Source organism: Paenarthrobacter sp. NPDC091711 (assembly GCF_044756605.1).
Classification (GTDB): Bacteria; Actinomycetota; Actinomycetes; order Actinomycetales; family Micrococcaceae; genus Arthrobacter.
Genome location: NZ_JBIVTF010000001.1, coordinates 209,489 through 229,345 on the forward strand (window position 1 = coordinate 209,489; position 19,857 = coordinate 229,345).

Annotated in this window: 21 protein-coding genes; 10 read left to right on the forward strand and 11 right to left on the reverse strand. The window is 60.8% G+C overall.

Features of this window, described 5'->3' with window-relative positions; all coding sequences use genetic code 11:
* Positions 1-17: 17 nt before the first annotated feature.
* The 3 genes from ACIQH5_RS01005 to ACIQH5_RS01015 are packed head-to-tail and all read right to left on the reverse strand — an operon-like array spanning position 18 to position 3,805.
* Positions 18-1,091, reverse strand: coding sequence for an alpha/beta hydrolase (locus tag ACIQH5_RS01005; protein ID WP_400399485.1), 1,074 nt, complete (start codon positions 1,089-1,091; stop codon positions 18-20).
* On the reverse strand, positions 1,088-2,113 hold the full coding sequence (locus ACIQH5_RS01010; protein ID WP_400399487.1) for an alpha/beta hydrolase: 1,026 nt from the start codon (positions 2,111-2,113) through the stop codon (positions 1,088-1,090). The genes ACIQH5_RS01005 and ACIQH5_RS01010 overlap by 4 nt, the downstream gene beginning before the upstream one ends.
* 9 nt (positions 2,114-2,122) lie before the next feature.
* A complete protein-coding gene (locus ACIQH5_RS01015) occupies positions 2,123-3,805 on the reverse strand; it encodes an FAD-binding dehydrogenase (RefSeq protein ID WP_400399489.1) in 1,683 nt (560 codons plus the stop codon).
* 68 nt (positions 3,806-3,873) lie between these two features.
* Between ACIQH5_RS01015 and ACIQH5_RS01020 the strand changes: the two genes are divergently transcribed.
* Complete coding sequence (locus tag ACIQH5_RS01020; RefSeq protein ID WP_400399491.1) at positions 3,874-4,953, forward strand: quinone-dependent dihydroorotate dehydrogenase; 1,080 nt, start codon at positions 3,874-3,876, stop codon at positions 4,951-4,953.
* Between the two features lie 72 nt (positions 4,954-5,025).
* Here the strand turns inward: ACIQH5_RS01020 and ACIQH5_RS01025 are convergent, their stop codons facing one another.
* Positions 5,026-5,619, reverse strand: a complete 594-nt coding sequence (locus ACIQH5_RS01025; RefSeq protein ID WP_400399493.1) for a DUF3043 domain-containing protein — start codon at positions 5,617-5,619, stop codon at positions 5,026-5,028.
* A gap of 135 nt (positions 5,620-5,754) precedes the next feature.
* On the opposite strand from ACIQH5_RS01025, the gene ACIQH5_RS01030 reads away from it, so the two are divergent.
* The 5 genes from ACIQH5_RS01030 (at position 5,755) to ACIQH5_RS01050 (ending at position 10,934) form a co-directional block, all read left to right on the forward strand.
* Complete coding sequence (locus ACIQH5_RS01030) at positions 5,755-7,188, forward strand: dipeptidase (protein WP_400399495.1); 1,434 nt, start codon at positions 5,755-5,757, stop codon at positions 7,186-7,188.
* A 164-nt stretch (positions 7,189-7,352) separates the two neighbouring features.
* Complete coding sequence (locus ACIQH5_RS01035; RefSeq protein ID WP_011774901.1) at positions 7,353-7,745, forward strand: iron-sulfur cluster assembly accessory protein; 393 nt, start codon at positions 7,353-7,355, stop codon at positions 7,743-7,745.
* Between the two features lie 183 nt (positions 7,746-7,928).
* Positions 7,929-8,801, forward strand: coding sequence for a cytochrome c oxidase subunit II (gene coxB, locus ACIQH5_RS01040; RefSeq protein ID WP_400399497.1), 873 nt, complete (start codon positions 7,929-7,931; stop codon positions 8,799-8,801).
* 10 nt (positions 8,802-8,811) lie between these two features.
* Positions 8,812-10,536 carry a cytochrome c oxidase subunit I gene (gene ctaD, locus ACIQH5_RS01045; protein ID WP_011774899.1) on the forward strand — a complete coding sequence of 575 codons (1,725 nt, stop codon included), beginning with the start codon at positions 8,812-8,814 and terminating at the stop codon, positions 10,534-10,536.
* The gene (locus ACIQH5_RS01050; RefSeq protein WP_024816774.1) at positions 10,533-10,934 is read left to right on the forward strand and encodes a cytochrome c oxidase subunit 4; all 402 of its coding nucleotides are present in this window, start codon (positions 10,533-10,535) and stop codon (positions 10,932-10,934) included. The genes ctaD and ACIQH5_RS01050 overlap by 4 nt, the downstream gene beginning before the upstream one ends.
* 120 nt (positions 10,935-11,054) lie before the next feature.
* Here the strand turns inward: ACIQH5_RS01050 and ACIQH5_RS01055 are convergent, their stop codons facing one another.
* On the reverse strand, positions 11,055-11,348 hold the full coding sequence (locus tag ACIQH5_RS01055; protein ID WP_400399500.1) for an HPr family phosphocarrier protein: 294 nt from the start codon (positions 11,346-11,348) through the stop codon (positions 11,055-11,057).
* Between the two features lie 157 nt (positions 11,349-11,505).
* On the opposite strand from ACIQH5_RS01055, the gene ACIQH5_RS01060 reads away from it, so the two are divergent.
* Positions 11,506-12,294: a GntR family transcriptional regulator gene (locus ACIQH5_RS01060; RefSeq protein WP_400399502.1), complete on the forward strand. Its 789-nt coding sequence runs from the start codon at positions 11,506-11,508 to the stop codon at positions 12,292-12,294.
* A gap of 128 nt (positions 12,295-12,422) precedes the next feature.
* Here ACIQH5_RS01060 and ACIQH5_RS01065 read toward each other — a convergent pair whose 3' ends face one another.
* The 4 genes from ACIQH5_RS01065 to ACIQH5_RS01080 all read right to left on the reverse strand — a co-directional run bounded on the left by ACIQH5_RS01065 (position 12,423) and on the right by ACIQH5_RS01080 (position 16,755).
* On the reverse strand, positions 12,423-14,096 hold the full coding sequence (locus tag ACIQH5_RS01065; protein WP_400399504.1) for a cytochrome bc complex cytochrome b subunit: 1,674 nt from the start codon (positions 14,094-14,096) through the stop codon (positions 12,423-12,425).
* Positions 14,074-15,144 carry a ubiquinol-cytochrome c reductase iron-sulfur subunit gene (locus ACIQH5_RS01070; RefSeq protein WP_024816770.1) on the reverse strand — a complete coding sequence of 357 codons (1,071 nt, stop codon included), beginning with the start codon at positions 15,142-15,144 and terminating at the stop codon, positions 14,074-14,076. Before ACIQH5_RS01070 ends, ACIQH5_RS01065 begins: the two co-directional genes overlap by 23 nt.
* A gap of 95 nt (positions 15,145-15,239) precedes the next feature.
* Positions 15,240-16,028 carry a c-type cytochrome gene (locus ACIQH5_RS01075; protein WP_400399506.1) on the reverse strand — a complete coding sequence of 263 codons (789 nt, stop codon included), beginning with the start codon at positions 16,026-16,028 and terminating at the stop codon, positions 15,240-15,242.
* Positions 16,029-16,116: 88 nt separating this feature from the next.
* On the reverse strand, positions 16,117-16,755 hold the full coding sequence (locus ACIQH5_RS01080; RefSeq protein WP_081589141.1) for a heme-copper oxidase subunit III: 639 nt from the start codon (positions 16,753-16,755) through the stop codon (positions 16,117-16,119).
* A 148-nt stretch (positions 16,756-16,903) separates the two neighbouring features.
* On the opposite strand from ACIQH5_RS01080, the gene trpD reads away from it, so the two are divergent.
* A complete protein-coding gene (trpD, locus tag ACIQH5_RS01085) occupies positions 16,904-17,962 on the forward strand; it encodes an anthranilate phosphoribosyltransferase (protein WP_400399509.1) in 1,059 nt (352 codons plus the stop codon).
* 18 nt (positions 17,963-17,980) lie between these two features.
* Here trpD and ACIQH5_RS01090 read toward each other — a convergent pair whose 3' ends face one another.
* Positions 17,981-18,259: an Lrp/AsnC family transcriptional regulator gene (locus ACIQH5_RS01090; RefSeq protein ID WP_014921945.1), complete on the reverse strand. Its 279-nt coding sequence runs from the start codon at positions 18,257-18,259 to the stop codon at positions 17,981-17,983.
* A gap of 72 nt (positions 18,260-18,331) precedes the next feature.
* The gene (locus ACIQH5_RS01095) at positions 18,332-18,721 is read right to left on the reverse strand and encodes a DUF3054 domain-containing protein (RefSeq protein ID WP_400399511.1); all 390 of its coding nucleotides are present in this window, start codon (positions 18,719-18,721) and stop codon (positions 18,332-18,334) included.
* Between the two features lie 155 nt (positions 18,722-18,876).
* On the opposite strand from ACIQH5_RS01095, the gene ACIQH5_RS01100 reads away from it, so the two are divergent.
* A complete protein-coding gene (locus tag ACIQH5_RS01100; RefSeq protein ID WP_400399513.1) occupies positions 18,877-19,332 on the forward strand; it encodes a VOC family protein in 456 nt (151 codons plus the stop codon).
* An 86-nt stretch (positions 19,333-19,418) separates the two neighbouring features.
* Positions 19,419-19,847, forward strand: a complete 429-nt coding sequence (locus tag ACIQH5_RS01105) for a VOC family protein (protein ID WP_400399515.1) — start codon at positions 19,419-19,421, stop codon at positions 19,845-19,847.
* The last annotated feature ends 10 nt before the right edge of the window (positions 19,848-19,857 follow it).

Below are 19,857 nucleotides of genomic sequence, written 5' to 3' on the forward strand. Positions count from 1 at the left end.
AGAATGCGCTTGTGAACTCAGTAGGGATAAGCCGCCAGCCATACAGCTACGTCACGATAGGCCTGTTGGCGGACGGTGCGCCTTGAGAGAAAGACGTCGTGCAGGGCGCCGGGATAGCGGAAGACGGCAGTCCGCCGGGCAAGGCCGAGTGCCCTTCGTGCGGTTTCCTCGACATCAATAACCGCATCAGCCCGCATCAGGTCAGCAGCCCACTCGGCCTGGATACGGGTCCGCCCGGACAGGAGCACCAGCACGGGAGCATCGATGGTGAGCTTGCGCTCCACTGCTGCGTGGCCCGCCAGAACCGCTTTTGTCCAGCCGGCCCGGATGGGAAAAGAAGCCCGCGGCCGCCACACGGGATCCAAGATCCATTCGCCATGTCCTTCATTGCTGACGCTTTCCCAATACGCCGGCATTTCCGGGAATTTGAACGGACGCTTTGGATCGGTCCGTGCAAAGGGTTCCACCAGGTGCATGGCAATACTTCGGACCAGACTGCTTCCCTGAAGTTCAAGCCACGGCGAATTCAGTATCAGGGTACCCAGCCGGCCGGGATGACGGTCGGCCCACAAAGCCGCGATTAATCCGCCCAGGGAGTGGGCGAGCATGTGGATTGTGGGCGGAGTGGCGTTTCTGGTTCTTAGTGCGATGTCCTGTTCGATCTCACGGATGGCCGCGGCGAGGTCTTCGTCGTAAACACCCAGATCCGAGGTGTAGCCAGGGGTCTGTCCCGGCAACAGGCTGCGACCGAACTTCCGCAGATCCAAGGCATAGAAATGAAAGCCCGACGCCGTCAGGTACTCGGCCAGTTCGGTTTGCAGGAAGTAGTCAGCCCACCCGTGCAAGTAGAGAACTACTCTCGGTGCGCCGCCGGGGTCAGCTGGTGCGGGGCGGCGCGTGCGCTTGGTAAAGGACGCTAGAAAATCCAGCACGCCTTGCGGAGACGGATGGGCCGCTGGCGGTGCATGCCGGATGAGGGTCGCTTTGACCGGCCCCTCTTCGTCGGCTTTCAAAGGCAGATCCATGCACTCGTAGCCGTGGCCGAGAACGTCGGGTTGCCACAGTGAAACCGACTCCTCCGTGGTGGTCATGCGTCTCCTTCCCGCCAATGTTCAGGCTCGTTGTTATCCATGAATCCGTTGACCCACCGCGCAAGTCGTGCATAGGCGTCTTTCCGCACGGCTGGAGCCGAAAGGAAGACGTCGTGGAGGGCACCATCGATGCGTTCCAAGGTAACTGTCCGTCCCAAGGCCATGGCTCGCAAGGCGATGACGCTGACGTCCAGCACGGCATCCGAACGGCGCATCGATTCCTGCCACACCATGCCATTGGCGCTGGTGGTAGAGGTCAGTACAAGGACCGGCATCTCCAGCTTCAGGCCTCGGGCAACTTGTGAATGGCCGGCAAAGACAGCACTGAGCCAGCCGGCGCGGACCGGGAACGCAAGCGGAGGCCGATAGTTCTCATCCAGGGTCCATTCCCCTTCGGCGGTGCTGCTGATGCTGCGGAAGTAGAAGCCACGCTCCGGCAACCTGAGGACAGCCTCGGGCCGGATTCTTGCGATGGGGGACACCATGGCTTGCGCGGCGCGGCGCACCAGTGAACTGCCGTGCATCTCCAGCCACGGGCTGTCGAGAACCAGGTATTGGACCTCCTTTGGATGACGGCTGGCCCACAGCGCGGCCACCAACCCTCCGGTTGAATGGCCCATCAGTGTCAGGCTCCCCTTCGGGGAGGCACCACGATCGCCATGGATGATGTCGATGGCTTTTTGAATCTCGGCGTCGTAGTCGGTCAGATTCCCTACGTAGCCACCGGGCGAATCGGAACGGAGGCTCCGGCCATGGTTGTGCATATCCAAGGCGTAAAAGTCGTAACCATGCCCTGCCCAGAAGCCGGCCAGCTCGGTATTGAAGAAGTAGTCGCTCCAACCGTGCAGGAAGAGTATGGCGCCGTAACGCTTCGGCGGCGGCTGGCCGTCGTCGTTGCTCTGCCTCTTGGGGTGGGCATCGTGCCGGATCAAGGTGGCGTGCCTGATCACACCATCCGGTCCCGTGGCGTCAACGCCGCAGGATTGGAAGTCGGGTCCAAGTATGTCAGCGGTCCACTCCATGGCTTCAGCTTAGACACTGGCAGCGGCGTGCCGGCCCGCAGCCCTCCCGGTGAACAGGCAACCCCCCAGGAAGGTTCCTTCCAACGCCCGGTACCCGTGGATGCCGCCGCCTCCGAAGCCGGCCGCCTCGCCTGCAGCATAGAGGCCCGGGACAGCCATACCCTCGCCGTCCAGCACCCTTGAGTGTAGATCCGTGGTGATGCCGCCCAGGCTTTTCCGCGTCAACACCGAGAGGCGGATGGCCATCAGGGGTCCATGCTGTGGGTCCGTCAACCGGTGCGGGGGAGCAACCCGCATGAGCTTGTCCGTAGCGAATCGACGCGCCGCCCTGATCGCAGCCAGTTGAGGATCTTTGCCCAAGCCGCTGCTTACTTGGCTGTCCCGTGCCAGGATCACCACCTCAAGCGCGGCGGCGTCAATCAAGGAAGTTCCAGTGAGTTGATTCATGCGTGTTGCTAGACCAGCAGGCGTTGATGCCTGAAGGAAATCGACGCCCTGGTCCATGAAGCGCTGAATGGGGGAGTCCGTTGTGGGTCGAAGACGCGATGCGAGCAGCCGGACATCCTTACCCGTCAGATCCGGGTTCTGCTCGGACCCCGAGAGCGCCAGTTCTTTCAAGGCAATGGTGCGGTTAAGGACAAACCAAGAGTATCCGTGTCCCGTACCCACTATGTGCCTCAGTGCACCCTGAGAGTCGAAGCCCGGGAAGAGTGGCGCCGGCAGCTGACGTCCGTCTGCGTCCAGCCATAGTGAAGAAGGCCCGGGCAGAATTCGGATTCCATGGTGGGGCCACACCGGATCGTAGTTGTGGATCCCTTCGGGGTAGTGCCACATTCGGTCGCCGTTGATCAAGGAGGCACCGGCCGACTCAACGGCGGACAGGAACTCGCCGTCAACGGACGCGGGAACGCCACTGAGCATGTAGTCGGGTGCAGTGTCCCCGGGCCATTGCCGGCGCACTGCTGCGTGATTACCACCGATGCCGCCGGTCGTCACCACAACGGCATCTGCCCTTGCCTCAAAGCTCCCGACGGCGCCGCGCCCGGTCGCTTGGCCCCTCACCGCCGTCGACCGTTCCAGTACTTCGCCGGAAATACCGGTGACCCTGCCCGCAGTGGTGGTGAGGGAGAGCGCCCGATGCCGGAAGTGCACGCTGACCTTGCCCGCCCTAATGCCTTCATGGACCTTGGCGAGGAACGGTTCAACAAGCGCCGGACCGGTTCCCCATGTGACGTGGAATCGGGGGACAGTGTTGCCGTGGCCCTGGGGCCCGTAGCCACCGCGTTCAGCCCATTGCACCAAGGGAAAGATGCCAACGCCCAGACTCCGCAGCCAAGCCCGTTTCTCACCAGCGGCGAAGTGGACATAGGCCTCAGCCCATTCCCGGGCGGTGCGGTCCTGGGACCGATCGAAATCTGCCGACGCAAGCCAATCGGACAGGGCAAGCTCAACGTTGTCCTTCACACCCAATCGCCGTTGCTCCGGCGTGTTCACCATGAAAAGGCCACCGAAAGACCAGTGCGCCTGGCCACCAACAGAAGCCCCCGGCTCCTGGTCCAGGATGGCCACTGTCTTGCCGGCGGCATACGCTGTGGCTGCGGCAACCAGTCCGGATAAGCCTGCACCGACCACCACGATGTCGGCAGTGACCTTGTGGTTCCCATGATGTGCGTCACGATTCTCCATCGGCATGCCTACATGCTAGCGGCAGCTATGGTCACGGGTTTGGTGAGTTGTCGGTAACCGGGAAAACTAGGACCATGCGTGTTTACCCCACATTCTTCAAGTTGGCCTTCTCCTGGATGGATGCCGAGAAGGCCCACAAGATCGGATTCCAAGGAATCCGGGCGGCCCACCGTTCCGGCGCCGGGAGGATCCTTGCCCGGATCACCGCTCCTGACGCTTCCCTTCGCACGGAGGCTCTGGGGCTTGTCTTTCCCTCACCCTTCGGCTTGGCGGCAGGCTTCGACAAGGAAGGGCACGGCATCGAAGCGTTGTCCGAGCTCGGTTTCGGGCATGTGGAAGTTGGCACCATCACCGGCCAAGCGCAGCCAGGAAATGACAAACCGCGCCTTTTCCGCTTGATTGAGGACAAGGCGGTCATCAACCGCATGGGATTCAATAACGACGGCGCCGCAGCAGTCGCGCCGAGGCTCAAGTCAGCACGGGCTGCATTACAGCGGCTGCACCCGGACGTCCGGCCGATCATCGGGGTCAATATCGGCAAGACCAAAGTGGTTGAGCTCGATGACGCTACCGAGGATTACCTGGTCAGCGCCCGCAGCCTGGCGCCGGCGGCCGACTACCTGGTGGTCAACGTGAGCTCGCCCAATACCCCTGGGCTTCGTTTGCTGCAGAACGTGGAAAGCCTGCGGCCCCTGCTCCGGTCTGTTGGCGACGCTGCCGATGAAGCCGCCGGACGGCACGTTCCCCTGCTGGTCAAGATTGCGCCCGACCTCTCCGATGAGGATGTCGACGACGTCGCACGGCTTGCGTTGGACCTGAAACTTGACGGCATCATCGCTACCAACACCACGATTTCCCGTGACGGGCTCGTCTCGGACGCAGCAAAAGTGGAGTCTCTTGGCGCCGGCGGCTTGTCCGGTGCGCCCCTTAAGCAGCGGTCCTTGGAGGTTTTGCGCAGGCTCAAGGACTCGGTAGGGGACCAGCTTGTCCTTATTGCGGTGGGTGGTGTTGAGACCCCGCGGGATGTTCAGGATCGCTTGGATGCCGGGGCCACGTTGGTGCAGGGTTACACAGCATTCCTCTACGAAGGCCCTTTCTGGGCTTCCCGGATCAACAAGGGGCTGGTGAAGCTTCGCAAACAGGCATCCCGCTAAGGCCGGCCACAACAAGAAAGACCCCGGACCAGCGGTCCGGGGTCTTTCTTGTTGCATAAGAGTCTGTAGCGCTTAGTCGGGGTACTGTCCGCGCTTTACCTGTGGTTTGGGAAGGCGGAGCTTGCGGAATTGAAGGGCGCGCATGCAGCCGTACCAAATCGAGCCACGTTCCACTTCGCCGAACTTCTCCGTCAGGCGCTTACGAAGTTTGCGCGAGAGGATGAAGACGTCCACGAAGACCGCGAGGAACATGATCCAGAAGCCAATGAGAACGTAGCTGATGCCGGCGCTGGTGGGCGGAATGATCAGGGAAATCACCACGAACAGCAATGCGCCGAACATGAGGTACTCACCGAGGCTGAAGCGGGCATCGACGTAGTCACGTGTGTACCGCTTCTGAGGGCCCTTGTCCCGAAGGGGGAGGAATTTCTCGTCGCCTGTGTCCAGGGCCTGCCGCATTTTCTGCCGCTGATCCTGAATGGCTACCCTTTCGGCTGCCTTGGAAGCCTTGCGGTCGGTGGGAACCAACGGGCGCTTGCGGGCCGCTTCCTGGTCCTTCCGCTTGGGCGTTGGGGCGCCCTTTCCTGCACCGGGCTCCGGTGCGGTGGCGTAGGCCTGATCTACTACTGATTGAGCGCTGGGCTCTTCCTTTTTGCGTCCGAACACCCATACAGAATACCCCTCTGGAAGGTGGTGCACGTTACGTGTCCGGTTTACCGGTGCCCTGTGACCTGCGTGCGGGCCCGTGGTTCCGGCTGTGCCTGCTTCGGAGGGAGAATTCCCGGCGGTAAAGTGTGGCCCATGACTTCAGCACATGCGGAGATCCCGCAGAACAAGCAAGGGCATCCAGGCTCAACTCCGGTCGAGGCACTGACGGCGGCGGTCAACGAATCCTTCGACGCCACGCTCGCGTCACTGGAAGACCTGGTGGCCATTCCGGGGATTGCGTGGGCAAGCTTCGATCCCAAGGACCTGGATCGGAGCGCCGACGCCGTTGCTTCCTTGGTTAAGGAGGCCGGCATGGAGGACGTCCGTATCCTTCGCTGCAACAAGCCGGACGGTACGCCCGGTGGTCCTGCCGTCGTCGCGCGCCGACCTGCCGCCCAAGGCAAGCCGACCATCCTCCTCTACGCCCACCATGACGTCCAGCCCCCGGGAGACCGAAGCCTCTGGAACTCGGAACCGTTTGTCGCCGAAGAGCGGAATGGCCGCCTGTACGGTCGTGGCGCCGCCGACGACAAAGCAGGCATCATGGCCCACCTTGCCTCTTACAGCGCCGTGACGAAGGTCCTGGGGGAAGACTTCGGGCTGGGCGTGACCTTCTTCTTCGAAGGCGAGGAAGAAGCGGGGTCGCCCACTTTCCGGGCGTTCCTTGAGGAGCACCAGGAACTTCTCCGGGCCGATGTGATCGTAGTTGCGGACTCCAGCAACTGGAAGGTGGGAGTGCCGGCCCTCACCACCAGCCTTCGTGGCCTGGTGGACGGGACGTTCGAAGTGCGTGTCCTGGAGCACGCCGTCCATTCGGGAATGTTTGGCGGTCCCGTACTCGATGCTCCCACTCTCCTGTCGCGGCTTATTGCGACGCTTCACGACGACGACGGCAATGTAGCAGTGGCCGGCCTCGTCAGCCGGGACGAGGTGGCTGTGGACCTTACCGAAGCGGACTACCGGGCTGATGCTTCAGTGCTCGACGGCGTGAGGCTTGCCGGCAGCGGAACCATCGCCTCGCGTTTGTGGACCAAGCCCGCACTGTCCATCATTGGAATGGACGTGCCCGCCGTTGACGTCGCATCCAACACCCTTATACCGGCGGCCCGGGCGAAGTTCAGCATGAGGTTGGCGCCGGGCCAGGACCCCGAAGCCGCAATGGCCGCCCTGAAGCAGCACCTTGAATCCCATGCGCCTTTTGGTGCCAGGGTCACGTTTACACCGGGGGAGAGCGGCAATGCCTTCTCCACCGATACAACATCGGCCGCGGCACGGATGGCGCTTTGGGCACTGGGGGAATCGTGGGGTGTCAAGCCGGTGGAAATGGGAATTGGTGGCTCCATTCCCTTCATCGCCGATCTCCTGGAGATGTATCCGGATGTCCAGATCCTGGTGACCGGAGTTGAGGATCCCGATTCCCGTGCGCATAGCGCCAACGAATCGTTGCACATCGGAGACTTCCGGCATGCCGTGCTGGCTGAGACCCTCATGCTGGCCCGGCTCAACGCCGAAGGTTTGGCGGAGTAAGCTCCGGCGGCGCGCCGGGAACAACCAAATGCTCTCCGTGGTTACGTCAGAAGTTATAGCTAAGCGTCTGCGCGACGTAGCATTAGCTGTAACCCGTACGTAATTGGGTAAGGGCAGGCAGCGTTCCGGCGCCGCCGCCAAGAGCTTCATAAGAAGGTAGGCCAATGAGCACTGCAACCAACGAAAACAGCACCGGAGCACAGCTCGTCACCAACGACGACGAACTGGCCACGCACGAGGTCAATCTGACCGACGTCGCCGCGGGCAAGGTCCGCAGCCTCCTCGAGCAGGAAGGGCGCACAGACCTTCGGCTGCGCGTTGCAGTCCAGCCTGGAGGATGCTCGGGCTTGATCTACCAGCTTTACTTCGATGAGCGCCTGCTCGACGGAGATGCTGTGCGCGACTACGACGGCGTTGAGGTCGTAGTGGACAAGATGAGCGTTCCTTACCTCAGCGGCGCAAGCATCGACTTCGAAGACACTATTTCGAAGCAGGGCTTCACCATTGATAACCCGAACGCCGGCGGGTCTTGCGCCTGTGGCGATTCATTCCACTGATGTGAGCCATCGCCGCATGTCGGCGCCCCTTCGAACGTGTTTGAAATCGTTCGGAGCCACGGCGCTGACATGTGCGCGAAAGCCGCCTGATAGCGGTAAGCTCTACATCGGGTAGTAAAACTTTTAGTGTGCCCGGTGAGCCTTCGGCCTGCCGGGAGACAGCAACAAGAGGAAGGGCCGTCTGTGAGTTCGCAGAACCGAACCGGCAGCCGACGCATAAAGATCACATCGATCACTGGCTTGGCACTAGCCGGCGCGTTGGTTTTGACCGGATGTTCACCAGAGGTAGAGAAGGGTTGGCTGCCTACAGAGCGCGGCACGACCAACCACACTGACCGGATCATGGACCTCTGGGTCAACTCATGGATCGCCGCCTTGGCAGTCGGTATCATCACGTGGGGCCTCCTGGTCTGGTGCATCATCGCTTACCGTCGCCGCAAGGGCACCACGGGTTTCCCGAAGCAGCTCAGTTACAACCTGCCGCTCGAGGTCTTCTACTTGACCATCCCGCTGTTCATGGTCTTGGTGTTCTTCTACTTCACCGACCAGGACCAGCGTGCAATTGATGACCGTTCCCAGCCTGCCGACGTCGTTGTTGACGTCCGTGGCAAGCAGTGGGCATGGGACTTCAACTACAAGCAGGGTGAGGTCATCAATCAAGATCTCCACGAGGCCGGCGTTCAGGCTCACCTGACCGGCAATGAGGTCGACAAGGAACTGCTTCCCACCCTGTACTTGCCCGTTGGCAAGTCCGTGGACCTGGAGCTGAACTCCCGCGACGTCATCCACTCATTCTGGGTACCCGCCTTCCTTCAGAAGCGCGACATGATCCCGGGCAAGACGAACTACATCAGGTTCACCCCCACCAAGGAGGGCACCTTCGATGGCAAGTGTGCCGAACTCTGCGGTGAATACCACTCCGAAATGCTTTTCCGCGTCAAGGTTGTCTCCGAGTCTGAATTCCAGGCCCACATGGACAAGCTTCGCCAGGAAGGCAACACGGGCCTCCTCGGTGCGGAATATGACCGCAACCCGAACCTGAACGAATCCAAGTAAGGGAAGCGACGTGGCTACGTACACTCAATCCGCACCGGGGGTCCTCGAAGCTCCGGTAGTTCCTAAATCCAAGGGGCGCATCGTCGTCAACTGGATCACCTCCACCGACCACAAGACCATCGGGTACATGTACCTGATTGCGTCCTTCGTGTTCTTCTGCCTCGGTGGCGTCATGGCGCTGTTGATCCGCGCTGAACTGTTCGAACCCGGCATGCAGATCCTGCAGACCAAAGAGCAGTACAACCAGATGTTCACCATGCACGGCACTGTGATGCTGCTGATGTTCGCAACGCCGCTGTTTGCCGGCTTCGCGAACGTCATCATGCCGTTGCAGATCGGCGCACCCGATGTCGCCTTCCCGCGCCTGAATGCTCTGGCATTCTGGTTCTTCCTCTTCGGTTCCACCATCGCCGTGTCCGGCTTCATCACCCCTCAGGGTGCTGCATCCTTCGGCTGGTTTGCGTATGCACCCTTGTCGAACACGACGTTCAGCCCCGGCGTGGGTGGTGACCTCTGGGTCTTTGGCCTTGCGTTGTCCGGCTTCGGAACCATTCTTGGTGCCGTCAACTTCATCACCACCATCATCTGCATGCGTGCTCCGGGCATGACCATGTGGCGTATGCCGATCTTCACCTGGAACACGCTCGTTACGGCGATCCTGGTCCTGATGGCCTTCCCGCCGCTGGCAGCTGCCCTGTTCGCACTTGGTGCCGACCGCCGCTTTGGTGCCCACATCTTCGATCCCGAGAACGGCGGTGCGGTCCTCTGGCAGCACCTGTTCTGGTTCTTCGGACACCCTGAGGTGTACATCATCGCCCTGCCGTTCTTCGGTATCGTGTCGGAGATCTTCCCGGTCTTCAGCCGAAAGCCGATCTTCGGTTACAAGGGTCTTGTCTACGCAACGATCGCCATCGCCGCCCTCTCCGTTACCGTGTGGGCCCACCACATGTATGTGACCGGATCAGTGCTGCTGCCGTTCTTTGCCTTCATGACCATGCTCATCGCAGTACCCACAGGCGTGAAGTTCTTCAACTGGATCGGAACCCTGTGGCAGGGCTCCATCACGTTTGAGACTCCCATGCTCTGGAGCATCGGCTTCCTTGTAACATTCCTCTTTGGTGGCCTCACCGGCATCATCCTGGCCTCACCGCCGCTCGACTTCCACGTGTCCGACTCGTACTTCGTGGTGGCTCACTTCCACTACGTCGTCTTCGGTACCGTTGTGTTCGCCATGTTCGCAGGGTTCTACTTCTGGTGGCCCAAGTGGACGGGCAAGATGCTCAACGAACGCCTTGGCAAGATTCACTTCTGGCTCCTGTTCCTCGGCTTCCACGGCACCTTCCTGATCCAGCACTGGTTGGGTGTTGAGGGTATGCCGCGTCGTTACGCCGACTACATGCCGCAGGATAATTTCACCTGGATGAACCAGTTCTCCACCATCTCCTCCTTCGTCCTGGGTGCTTCGCTCCTGCCGTTCTTCTGGAACGTCTACATCACCTGGCGCAGCAACAAGAAGGTTGAAGTGGATGACCCGTGGGGCTTCGGCGCTTCGCTCGAATGGGCAACGTCTTGCCCGCCGCCCCGCCACAACTTCACCTCCTTGCCCCGTATCCGCTCCGAGCGCCCGGCCCTGGACCTGCACCACCCTGAGTTGGCCCAGGTTCACACTGCCGAGGCTCCGTCACCCGCAGCAGCCGTTCTGGGTAACGCCGACCAAAGGGACGTCAGCAAATGAAAATTGAATCGTGGCTCTTCGGAGCCGGAGTCTTCTTCTTCGTCCCTGTAGCCATCGCTTATGGCTTCCTGACGGAATGGAACGAGTGGGTGGGTGTCCTGGGCATCCTCCTCGTCGGTGGCCTTGCTGGCATGATCGGCGCATACCTCGGCTTCACGGGTAAGCGGATCGGTCTGCGGCCCGAAGACCGCCCCGACGCCGAGGTCCACGAAGGCGCCGGCGAGCAGGGGCACTTCAGCCCTTGGAGCTGGTGGCCGCTGGTTCTTGGTTTGGCTTGTGCCGGTGGATTCCTCGGCCTTGCGATTGGCTTCTGGGTGACGTATGTCGCTGGTGGCCTCGCCTTGATTGCTTTGGTTGGCTGGGTTTTCGAGTACAGCCGTGGCGACCACGCACACTAATTAACTGCTAACACAACGATGGGCCCCACCTTTTGGTGGGGCCCATCGTTGTTAAGATCCGGGGGAGAGGCAGTTACCAGAACGAGCCGGTCCTGCCTTGTGGATTTCCAGAGGCGGCTCTCAGTGGGCCTGTGTGCCCTCCAGGACGGCCGAAAGTGCGAGGAGTGCTGCCTGTGCCCGTCGGAGGGTTTGATCGCCACTCAGGGCGTCTGGGGCCACTGCCAGGAAGACCTCGCAACCCTGCTCAAAGTCTTCTGTCATGACTTCGAGGAGGGACCGGGCGTCAACCGGAGGACCGTCGTGCTTACGAATGGTTACCGGAAGGCCGGTTTCAGTGACGGCACGAACAAACACTGCGGCCGCCCGCGCGTGCAAGCCGATTTCGGCGGCAACGAAGGTCTTCTGTTCCGGCAACCCTGCTCCTTTGATACGCGACGGATTCCGTCTCTAAAAATCTTCCACACCAGCGTAGCCGCGCGGCTGGGCGTCTTCCACATTCGGCATGGGTGGTCTAGACCTGTGGTCTTGCTGATTTATCCTTGAATCATGACTCAATCGCTGGAAGTCTGCCGTGGCTGAGGCAGCAAGCATTGCCGGTGAGATTGACCGCGCCAGCAGCACCCCCATCTACGTTCAGCTCCGAGAGATCCTTCGGACGTTCATTGCACAGTCCTGCCCACCCGGGTCCGCGCTCCCTTCGGAAAGGGACCTATCCGAACGATTTGGGCTTGCGCGCATGACCGTCCGCCAAGCAATTGATGCTTTGGTTGGTGAAGAAGTCATTGAGCGGGTTGTCGGACTAGGAACCTTCGTCAGGAAGCCCAAGCTGGATCTGCAGGTGAAGTTGACCTCCTATAGCGAAGAGATGCAGCGTCGCGGGATGGTGCCTGCCGCCAAGGTCCTGAGCTTTGAGCAAATTGCCGCCAGCGCGTTCCTGGCCAGGGAACTGCAGCTGGACGAAGGCACACCGCTGGTGAGATTCCGTCGTCTTCTCCTGGCAGACAATGAGCCCATGAGCGTGGATGAAAACTTCATTCCCGCCCACCGGGTGCCCGGGCTGCTCGATGAAGCACCTCCAACCTCGTTGTACAACGTCCTGAGTGAGCGCTTCGGGCTGGTGATGGAGTGGGGTGAGGACATGATCGAGGCCACTGCGGCATCTCCCTCCACCGCCAGGCTCCTCAACGTTGACGTCGGCTCACCTCTGCTCAAGATTCAACGCCACGCCTTCGTTGCCCGTGCAATGGTGGACTATTCCGTCTCTTACTACCGGGCCGACCGATACAAACTGTGGGTGCCCCTGCAGCGGCCGGGCATTCGCCCCACACGGAACTATTCCTCGGGGTATCGCACGCACTAGTCTCTGGAGTTTCTGAGTCGCAGGAGTTTCTGAAAGCGTTGGAAGCGTTCAGCAGGGCTTAGACGAGATAAGGGAAGGGCCCGGTCCATGCGGACCGGGCCCTTCCCTTATGTGTGAGTGCTAAACCGCTAGTGGCTCAGGCTCTTCTGGTCTTCGTCAGCTGCAATGGCCTCGTGGTGGCCATGAGCGTGCGCTGCTTCGAGTTCCGCCGGCGTTGCGGGGGCAACACGGTCTTCGAAGAACCAGCGGGATAGCGCCGCGCGACGCTTCTCCTTGCCGGTGACGACGCCATGCTCGTTCGGCTGTGCCGGGATGGGTGCGGGTGATTCAAACCCGACGAGCTTGTAGCGCTTGTACTCATCCAGCGGGGCGTGAACCTCGATGAACTCACCGTGGGGGAGTCGGACGATGCGGCCTGTTTCGCGACCATGAAGTGCGATTTCGCGGTCCTTGCGCTGAAGGGCCAGCGCAATTCGCTTGGTCACAATGAACGCGATAATGGGGCCGATGAAGAACAGCGTCCTGAGCCAGTACGTCACATCGTTCAACGACACGTGGAAGTGCGTTGCGATGAGGTCGGATCCTGCCGCTGCCCACATCACGCAGTACCAGGTGAAGCCAGCAACACCAATCGCCGTACGGGTGGGGGCGTTGCGCGGACGGTCCAGGACGTGGTGTTCGCGGTTGTCCTTGGTGACCCAGCGTTCAATCCAGGGGTACATGAACAAGACGGTGAAGATAATGCCAGCCGGCACAAGCGCCGGAAGCAGAACGTTCAGTGTCAGGGTGCGTCCGAAGATGACCCATTCGAAGTGGAAGTCATTGATGACACCAGGCATAAGGCGCAGGGCACCGTCAACGAACCCGATGTACCAGTCAGGCTGGGTACCAGCCGAAACCGGTGAGGGATCGTAAGGGCCATAGTTCCAGATCGGGTTGATCGTGAACGCTGCCGCCATGAGGGCCAGGACACCGAAGACGATGAAGAAGAAGCCACCGGCCTTGGCTGCGTATACCGGGCCGAGAGGGTAGCCAACGACGTTGCCGTCATTGCGTCCGGGGCCGGGGTACTGGGTGTGCTTGTGGACAACCACCATAAAGAGGTGGATGACGATCATCAGGAGGATGAGGGCCGGTACCAGCAGGATGTGCAGGACGTACAGACGGCCGATGATGGCCGTACCCGGGAATTCTCCACCGAAGAGGAAGAACGACGTGTACGTTCCGATGACCGGAATGGACTTGATCACACCATCGATGATGCGCAGGCCGTTGCCGGACAGCAGGTCATCGGGGAGGGAGTAGCCGGTGAAGCCGGCGGCCATTGCCAGGATGAGCAGCACGCCGCCCACTACCCAGTTCATTTCACGGGGCTTGCGGAAAGCGCCCGTGAAGAAAACACGCAGCATGTGCACACCGAGGGAGGCCACGAACAGCAGAGCTGCCCAGTGGTGAACCTGGCGCATGAACAGGCCACCGCGGACGTCGAACGAGATGTTCAGCGACGAGCTGTAGGCAACGGACATTTCGACGTTGTACAGCGGCGTGTAGGAACCCTGGTAGTGGGTTTCCGCCATGGACGGATCGAAGAAGAAGGTCAGGAAGGTACCTGACATCAGCAAGATGACGAAGGAGTACAGCGCCACCTCACCGAACATGAACGACCAGTGGTCGGGGAAGACCTTCCGGCCGAACTCGCGCAGGATGCCGGAGCCGCCAACACGCTCGTCCACGAAGTTGGTGAAACTACCAACCTTGGTCTTCGGAACGAAGGGGGCTTCAGCTGTTGATGAGGCGCTCATGCTCGTCACGCTCCCAGTAACTCGGTCCTACAGGTTCTCTGAAGTCGCTGGTGGCGACGAGGTAGCCCTCTGCGTCAACTGCGATGGGCAGCTGGGGGAGCGGACGGCTGGCCGGTCCGAAGATGACCTTGCATTCCTGCGTCAGGTCAAAGGTGGACTGGTGGCAGGGGCACAGGAGGTGGTGCGTCTGCTGCTCGTAAAGAGCAACCGGGCAACCAACGTGCGTGCAGATCTTGGAGTAAGCAACGATGCCGTTGTAGCTCCAGTTTTCGCGGCCCTCGGAGGGGTTCAACGAATCCGGGTCCAGGCGCATCAGGAGAACGACGGCTTTTGCCTTCTCGTTCAGCTTGCCTTCGTGGAGTTCGTTGAGTCCTTCGGGGATCACGTGGAAGGCCGAACCGATGGTGACATCCGAAGCCTTGATGGGGGTGCCATCCGGATCACGGGTCAGTCGCTTGAGCTTGTCGCCCTCAGGCGCCCACATGGTGTGTGCCAGGGCATTGTCCGGCCGTGGACCCAGATCGCCGAAGATGGCGAGGGCTGGCAGGGGAGCAAGTGCAACGGCACCAAGAAGGGTGTTGCGGATCAACGGGCGGCGCTTAATCCCGGTTTCGTCCACGATGTCGTCGACGATACGCACAGCAGCCTGGCGATCTTCTTCAGTACGGATAGCGTGGCGCTCTTCCGATACTTCGTGATCGGGCATCAGGGCCTTGGCCCAATGCACGATTCCGGTGCCGATTCCCAGCATTGCGAACGCAGTGCCCAGACCCAGAAGGAGGTTCTGGGTGCGGATGGTCGCAATGGAGGTGTCGTCGCCCAAATCGATGGCAAAGTATGCCACCAGGAACACCAGCGTACCGATGACGGAGGTGCCAAACAGAATGGCTACCTGACGCTCGGCTCGCTTTGCGGCTACCGGGTCCGTGTCAGCCAGGCGCAAACGATGCGGAGGGAGTCCAGGATCCTGGAACTTCTCCACCTCATTCTGACCAGCCGTAGCTACGGTGCCCGAGTGGTTCGGACTGCCGTCACTATGGTTGCCCATAATTCGCCTCATCCTTCTCTCGTTGTCTCGGCCGGGGCCGAGTTATTTTCAGTTTCAAACTGCTGACCATGCAGCAGAAGTTTTGTGTGTCCGGGCTAGGACGTGCGGGACGTCAACCAAATCGTGAATGCGATGATGACACCCAAGCCGGCAACCCAAACGAACAGACCTTCAGATACCGGACCAAGTGAACCCAGATCGGCACCACCGGGTGAACCGTTGGCTTCGATGGTCTTCAAGAAGGTGATGATGTCGCGCTTGTCCTCAGGGGTGACGTTTGAGTCGCTGAAGACGGGCATGTTTTGCGGGCCGGTAACCATGGCCTCATAAATGTGCTCAGCGCTTACTCCTGCCAAGGCGGGGGCAAACTTGCCGCGGGTCAGGGCGCCGCCTGCAGCAGCAGCGTTGTGGCACATGGCACAGTTCACTCGGAAGAGTTCGCCACCGTTGGCTGCGTCTCCCTTTCCGTCGAGGAGGTGTTCCTCGGGAATGGCCGGGCCTGCGCCGAGGGATGCAACATATGCAGCGAGCTGCTTTGTCTGCTCCGCATTGAACTGGGCGGGCTTCTGCTGGGCCTGCGGGCCGCTCATCTGCATGGGCATGCGGCCGGTGCCAACCTGGAAGTCAACTGCAGCAGCACCCACGCCGACCAGCGAGGGGCCGTCCTGGGTTCCGCTGGCACCCATGCCGTGGCAGGTGGCGCAGTTGGCGGCAAAGAGCTTGCCGCCTTCCTCTACGTCACTTGCACTGAAGCTTGTGGTGTCGGCCTTGGCCTGGTTGACAGTTGTGGCAACGGCGTACAGCCCACCAGTGAGGAGGAGGCCCATCAGCAACAGCGCAATGGCTGCCAGTGGGTGACGTCGCTTCTGCGATAGTGCCTTCACGTGGTGGTTCCTTTATTCGATCCTGCGTCGGCTCCGCGAGCCGCTTCTTGAAATTCTGCCTCTTGTAGAAAAAGAGTCAAAGCCGGGCTTACTTGAGGACGTAGATGACCAGGAAGAGGCCGATCCACACAACGTCGACGAAGTGCCAGTAGTACGAGGTGACGATCGCCGAGGTCGCTTCAAAGTGACCGAACTTCTTGGCTGCAAACGCGCGGCCAATGATGAACAGGAACGCGATCAGGCCGCCGATGACGTGCAGGCCGTGGAAGCCGGTGGTCATGTAGAAGGCGGAGCCGTAAGCGTTGGACGACAGGGATACATGCTCAGAGACGAGCATGGCGTATTCCATGGTCTGGCCGGCAACGAAGAAGGCACCCATGACGAACGTCAGGGAGAACCATTCGGTCATGCCCCAACGTGTGAACTGCAGGAGCCCACCCGTACGGCGCGGCTCGAGCCGCTCGGCGGCAAAGACGCCCATCTGGCAAGTGAAGGAACTTGCCACAAGGACGATGGTGTTGACGAGCGCAAACGGGAAGTTGAGCTTGGCCGTCTCCTCGGCCCACATCGTTCCGGATGTGGAGCGCAGGGTGAAGTACATGGCAAAGAGGCCGGCGAAGAACATCAACTCACTGGACAGCCAAACAACGGTTCCAACAGAAACCAAGTTGGGGCGGTTCAGCGTCGGGTGCGCCGGGGTACTGGGGGCATGGGTCGCAGATGTCACAAGGACATTATGTCTGTAAAAGTCCAGACTTCCCAATGCAAACCACCGATTCGGGAGACTTTTTCTACAAAGACGCGAATTCGCGCGGAAAAGTTCCCGGTCGCGTTCACATTGGTCATCGGCGTGGCTGGCTCGATAGCATCAGGGAGTGACTTCTCCGGTAACGGCACCTGCAGCCAGCAATACCTGGCCAGGGCTCATCTCAGCACTGATCAATGGCGACGACCTTGCAGTGGGCAACACAGAGTGGGCCATGAACACCATCATGTCCGGTGAGGCGACACCGGCGCAGATCGCCGGCTTCCTGGTCGCGCTCCGAGCCAAGGGCGAGACGGTCGAAGAGCTGGCCGGACTTGTTGAGGCCATGGTCCAGCACGCTAATCCGATCGAGATCTCGGGTGAGAAGCTGGACATAGTGGGAACCGGCGGAGACCGGCTGAACACTGTGAACATCTCCACCATGGCCGCACTCGTGGCAGCCGGGGCCGGGGCCAAGGTGGTCAAGCACGGCAACAGGGCTGCATCCTCCACGTCGGGTTCGGCCGACGTTCTGGAGGCCTTGGGCGTGCGGTTGGACCTGTCGATCGAGCAGGTGGCCCGGAACGCCGAAGAGGCAGGGATCACTTTCTGTTTTGCCCAGGTCTTCCACCCCTCGTTCCGGCACACCGCTGTCCCGCGCCGTGAGCTGGCTGTACCTACCGCCTTCAATTTCCTTGGCCCGATGACCAACCCGGCGCATGTGCAAGCCTCGGCTGTGGGCGTAGCCAATGCCCGTATGGCGCCGTTGGTGGCGGGGGTACTGGCACGCCGCGGGAGTCGGGGACTGGTGTTCCGCGGCGATGACGGCTTGGATGAGCTGACCCCCACGGGGCCATCCACCGTCTGGGAGATCAGGAATGGGACGGTCAGGGAGCAAGTCTTTTCGCCTGGGGATCTGGGAATCCGTGCTTCCACGGTGGCAGACCTTCGCGGAGGTGACGCCGCCGCCAATGCAGCGGTAGTTCGAGACATCCTCGATGGCAAGCCGGGTCCGGTGCGCGACGCCGTACTGCTGAATGCGGCCGCTGGTTTGGTTTCCATCGATCTCGACGCCGACGGGAGCCTCGTGGACCGGATGCGGACCGCTTTCGCCCGGGCGGCGGAATCCGTTGACTCCGGCAAGGCCGCCGAAGTGCTCGCCAAGTGGACGGCTCTTAGCCAAAGCTAAGGACCAGCCCTCCCCCTGCTACTCGAATCCGAGAGCGAACGCTGCATCCAGGTCGTGCTGGGAATAGGCACGGAAAGCTATGTGGGTGGTGGTGTGAACCACTGAGGCAACCTTTGACAGGCGGTCTGCGATCACGTCGGCAAGCTCGTCATGTTTGCTTACCCTGGCCACTGCGATGAGGTCCCACTCGCCGGTGACGGAGTACACCTCACTAATGCCCTGAATGGCCGATATCTGTTCGGCCGTCTCCGGGATGCGCGAGGCGTCGGTCTTGATCAGGACGAAAGCGGTGATCACGTGGGGCCTTTCCGGAAATGCATCGTTGCGGTCGATTTCCAGCCTAGTGCATCGCCGCGGGCGGGGACTTGATCACGCTCCGCGTTGCCGTTTGCGCGATGCCCGCAGCAGCAGCGCGGCGATGAGCCGGTACCCGAGCAGGAAAACGCCGAGCGTCACCAAAGCCACCAGCACAAACGGCAGCACGACGGTTTGGCCGGTGACTGCCCTCAGCAGCATTCCCACGGTCACTGCGCCAATCCATATGCCAACTCCGGAGGGCCATGCAGCCAGGGGCGCCCTCCAAGCACGCGTGAGCAACCATGCGAAGCTCGCTCCAGCCAGGAACGGCCAAGCTGTGGCAAGAGCTCCCGCGATGACGTCACCGCGGGCGTGCGCGTCCCGCCCTATGGCGGCGAAAAGAACAATTAACAAAAGATCGGCGATGGCTGCGGGAATCCATAGTCGTGAGGGTGAAGACATACTCATGACACTATCCGGGTGCTTCCCTCCTGCGCGAAATCCCAACTGCCGTAGCGGTCATGGTTGGCTTCGCCGTCGACCGTTGTGTGAGCGATGTCTCGGTATTAGCCTCTGACGGGGGACAAGAAGTTCCTGTTTACCTCGAGGAGCGGCAGATGCAGAAGATTTCGACCTGTTTGTGGTTCGACGGTCAAGCGGCGGATGCCGCCCAACTCTACACATCGATTTTCGATAATTCGTCCATGGGTCCGGTAGTGCCCGGGCCCGATGGCAACGCCATGACCGTTGAGTTTGAGATTGAGGGCCGGCAGTTCATGGGCCTCAATGGGCGGCCGGCATTCGCGTTCAACGAGGCTGTCTCGCTGGTGGTGAACTGCGACTCCCAAGAAGAAGTGGACAGGTATTGGGAAGCGCTGCTCGTTGGGGGACAGGAGAGCCAATGCGGTTGGCTGAAGGACAGGTTCGGCTTGTCATGGCAGATCGTTCCCACTGCCCTCTCCGGTCTCTTGGCTGGTCCGGATCCCGCAGGTTCACAGCGGGCCATGGAGGCGATGTTGAAAATGCGGAAACTCGACGTCAACGTTCTTCAAAGGGCGTACGACGGCGACTGAAGGCATGGGGGACAGGCGCCCGGTGGCGCTGTTAGCATTGCCGCACGGTGATGCGTGACCATCTCGACAATGAGGAGAACCGACCAATGACAACCCGCCTTAATCCCTACATCTCCTTTCTGGACAACGCCCGGGAAGCAATCACTTTCTACGAATCCGTGTTCGGCGGTGAACTGAACATCAGCACTTTCGGCGACTACCAGGCCAGCGATGATCCAGCCGAAGCTAACAAGGTCATGCATGCCATGTTGGAAACCCCCAGTGGATTGACACTGATGGCGGCTGACACCCCGGGCGGCATGGCGTACAACCCCGGTGACAATATCTCCGTCTCCTTGAGCGGGGACTCTTCGGATGAAGCGGAACTCCGCGGGTATTGGGACAAGCTTGTCGACGGCGGCACGGTCACGGTTCCGCTGGAGATGGCGCCTTGGGGTGACACTTTTGGTATGTGCATTGACAGCTTTGGGATTGGCTGGCTGGTCAACATTGCAGGAGCCCAGCAGCAGCAGTAGTCGTTCCGGG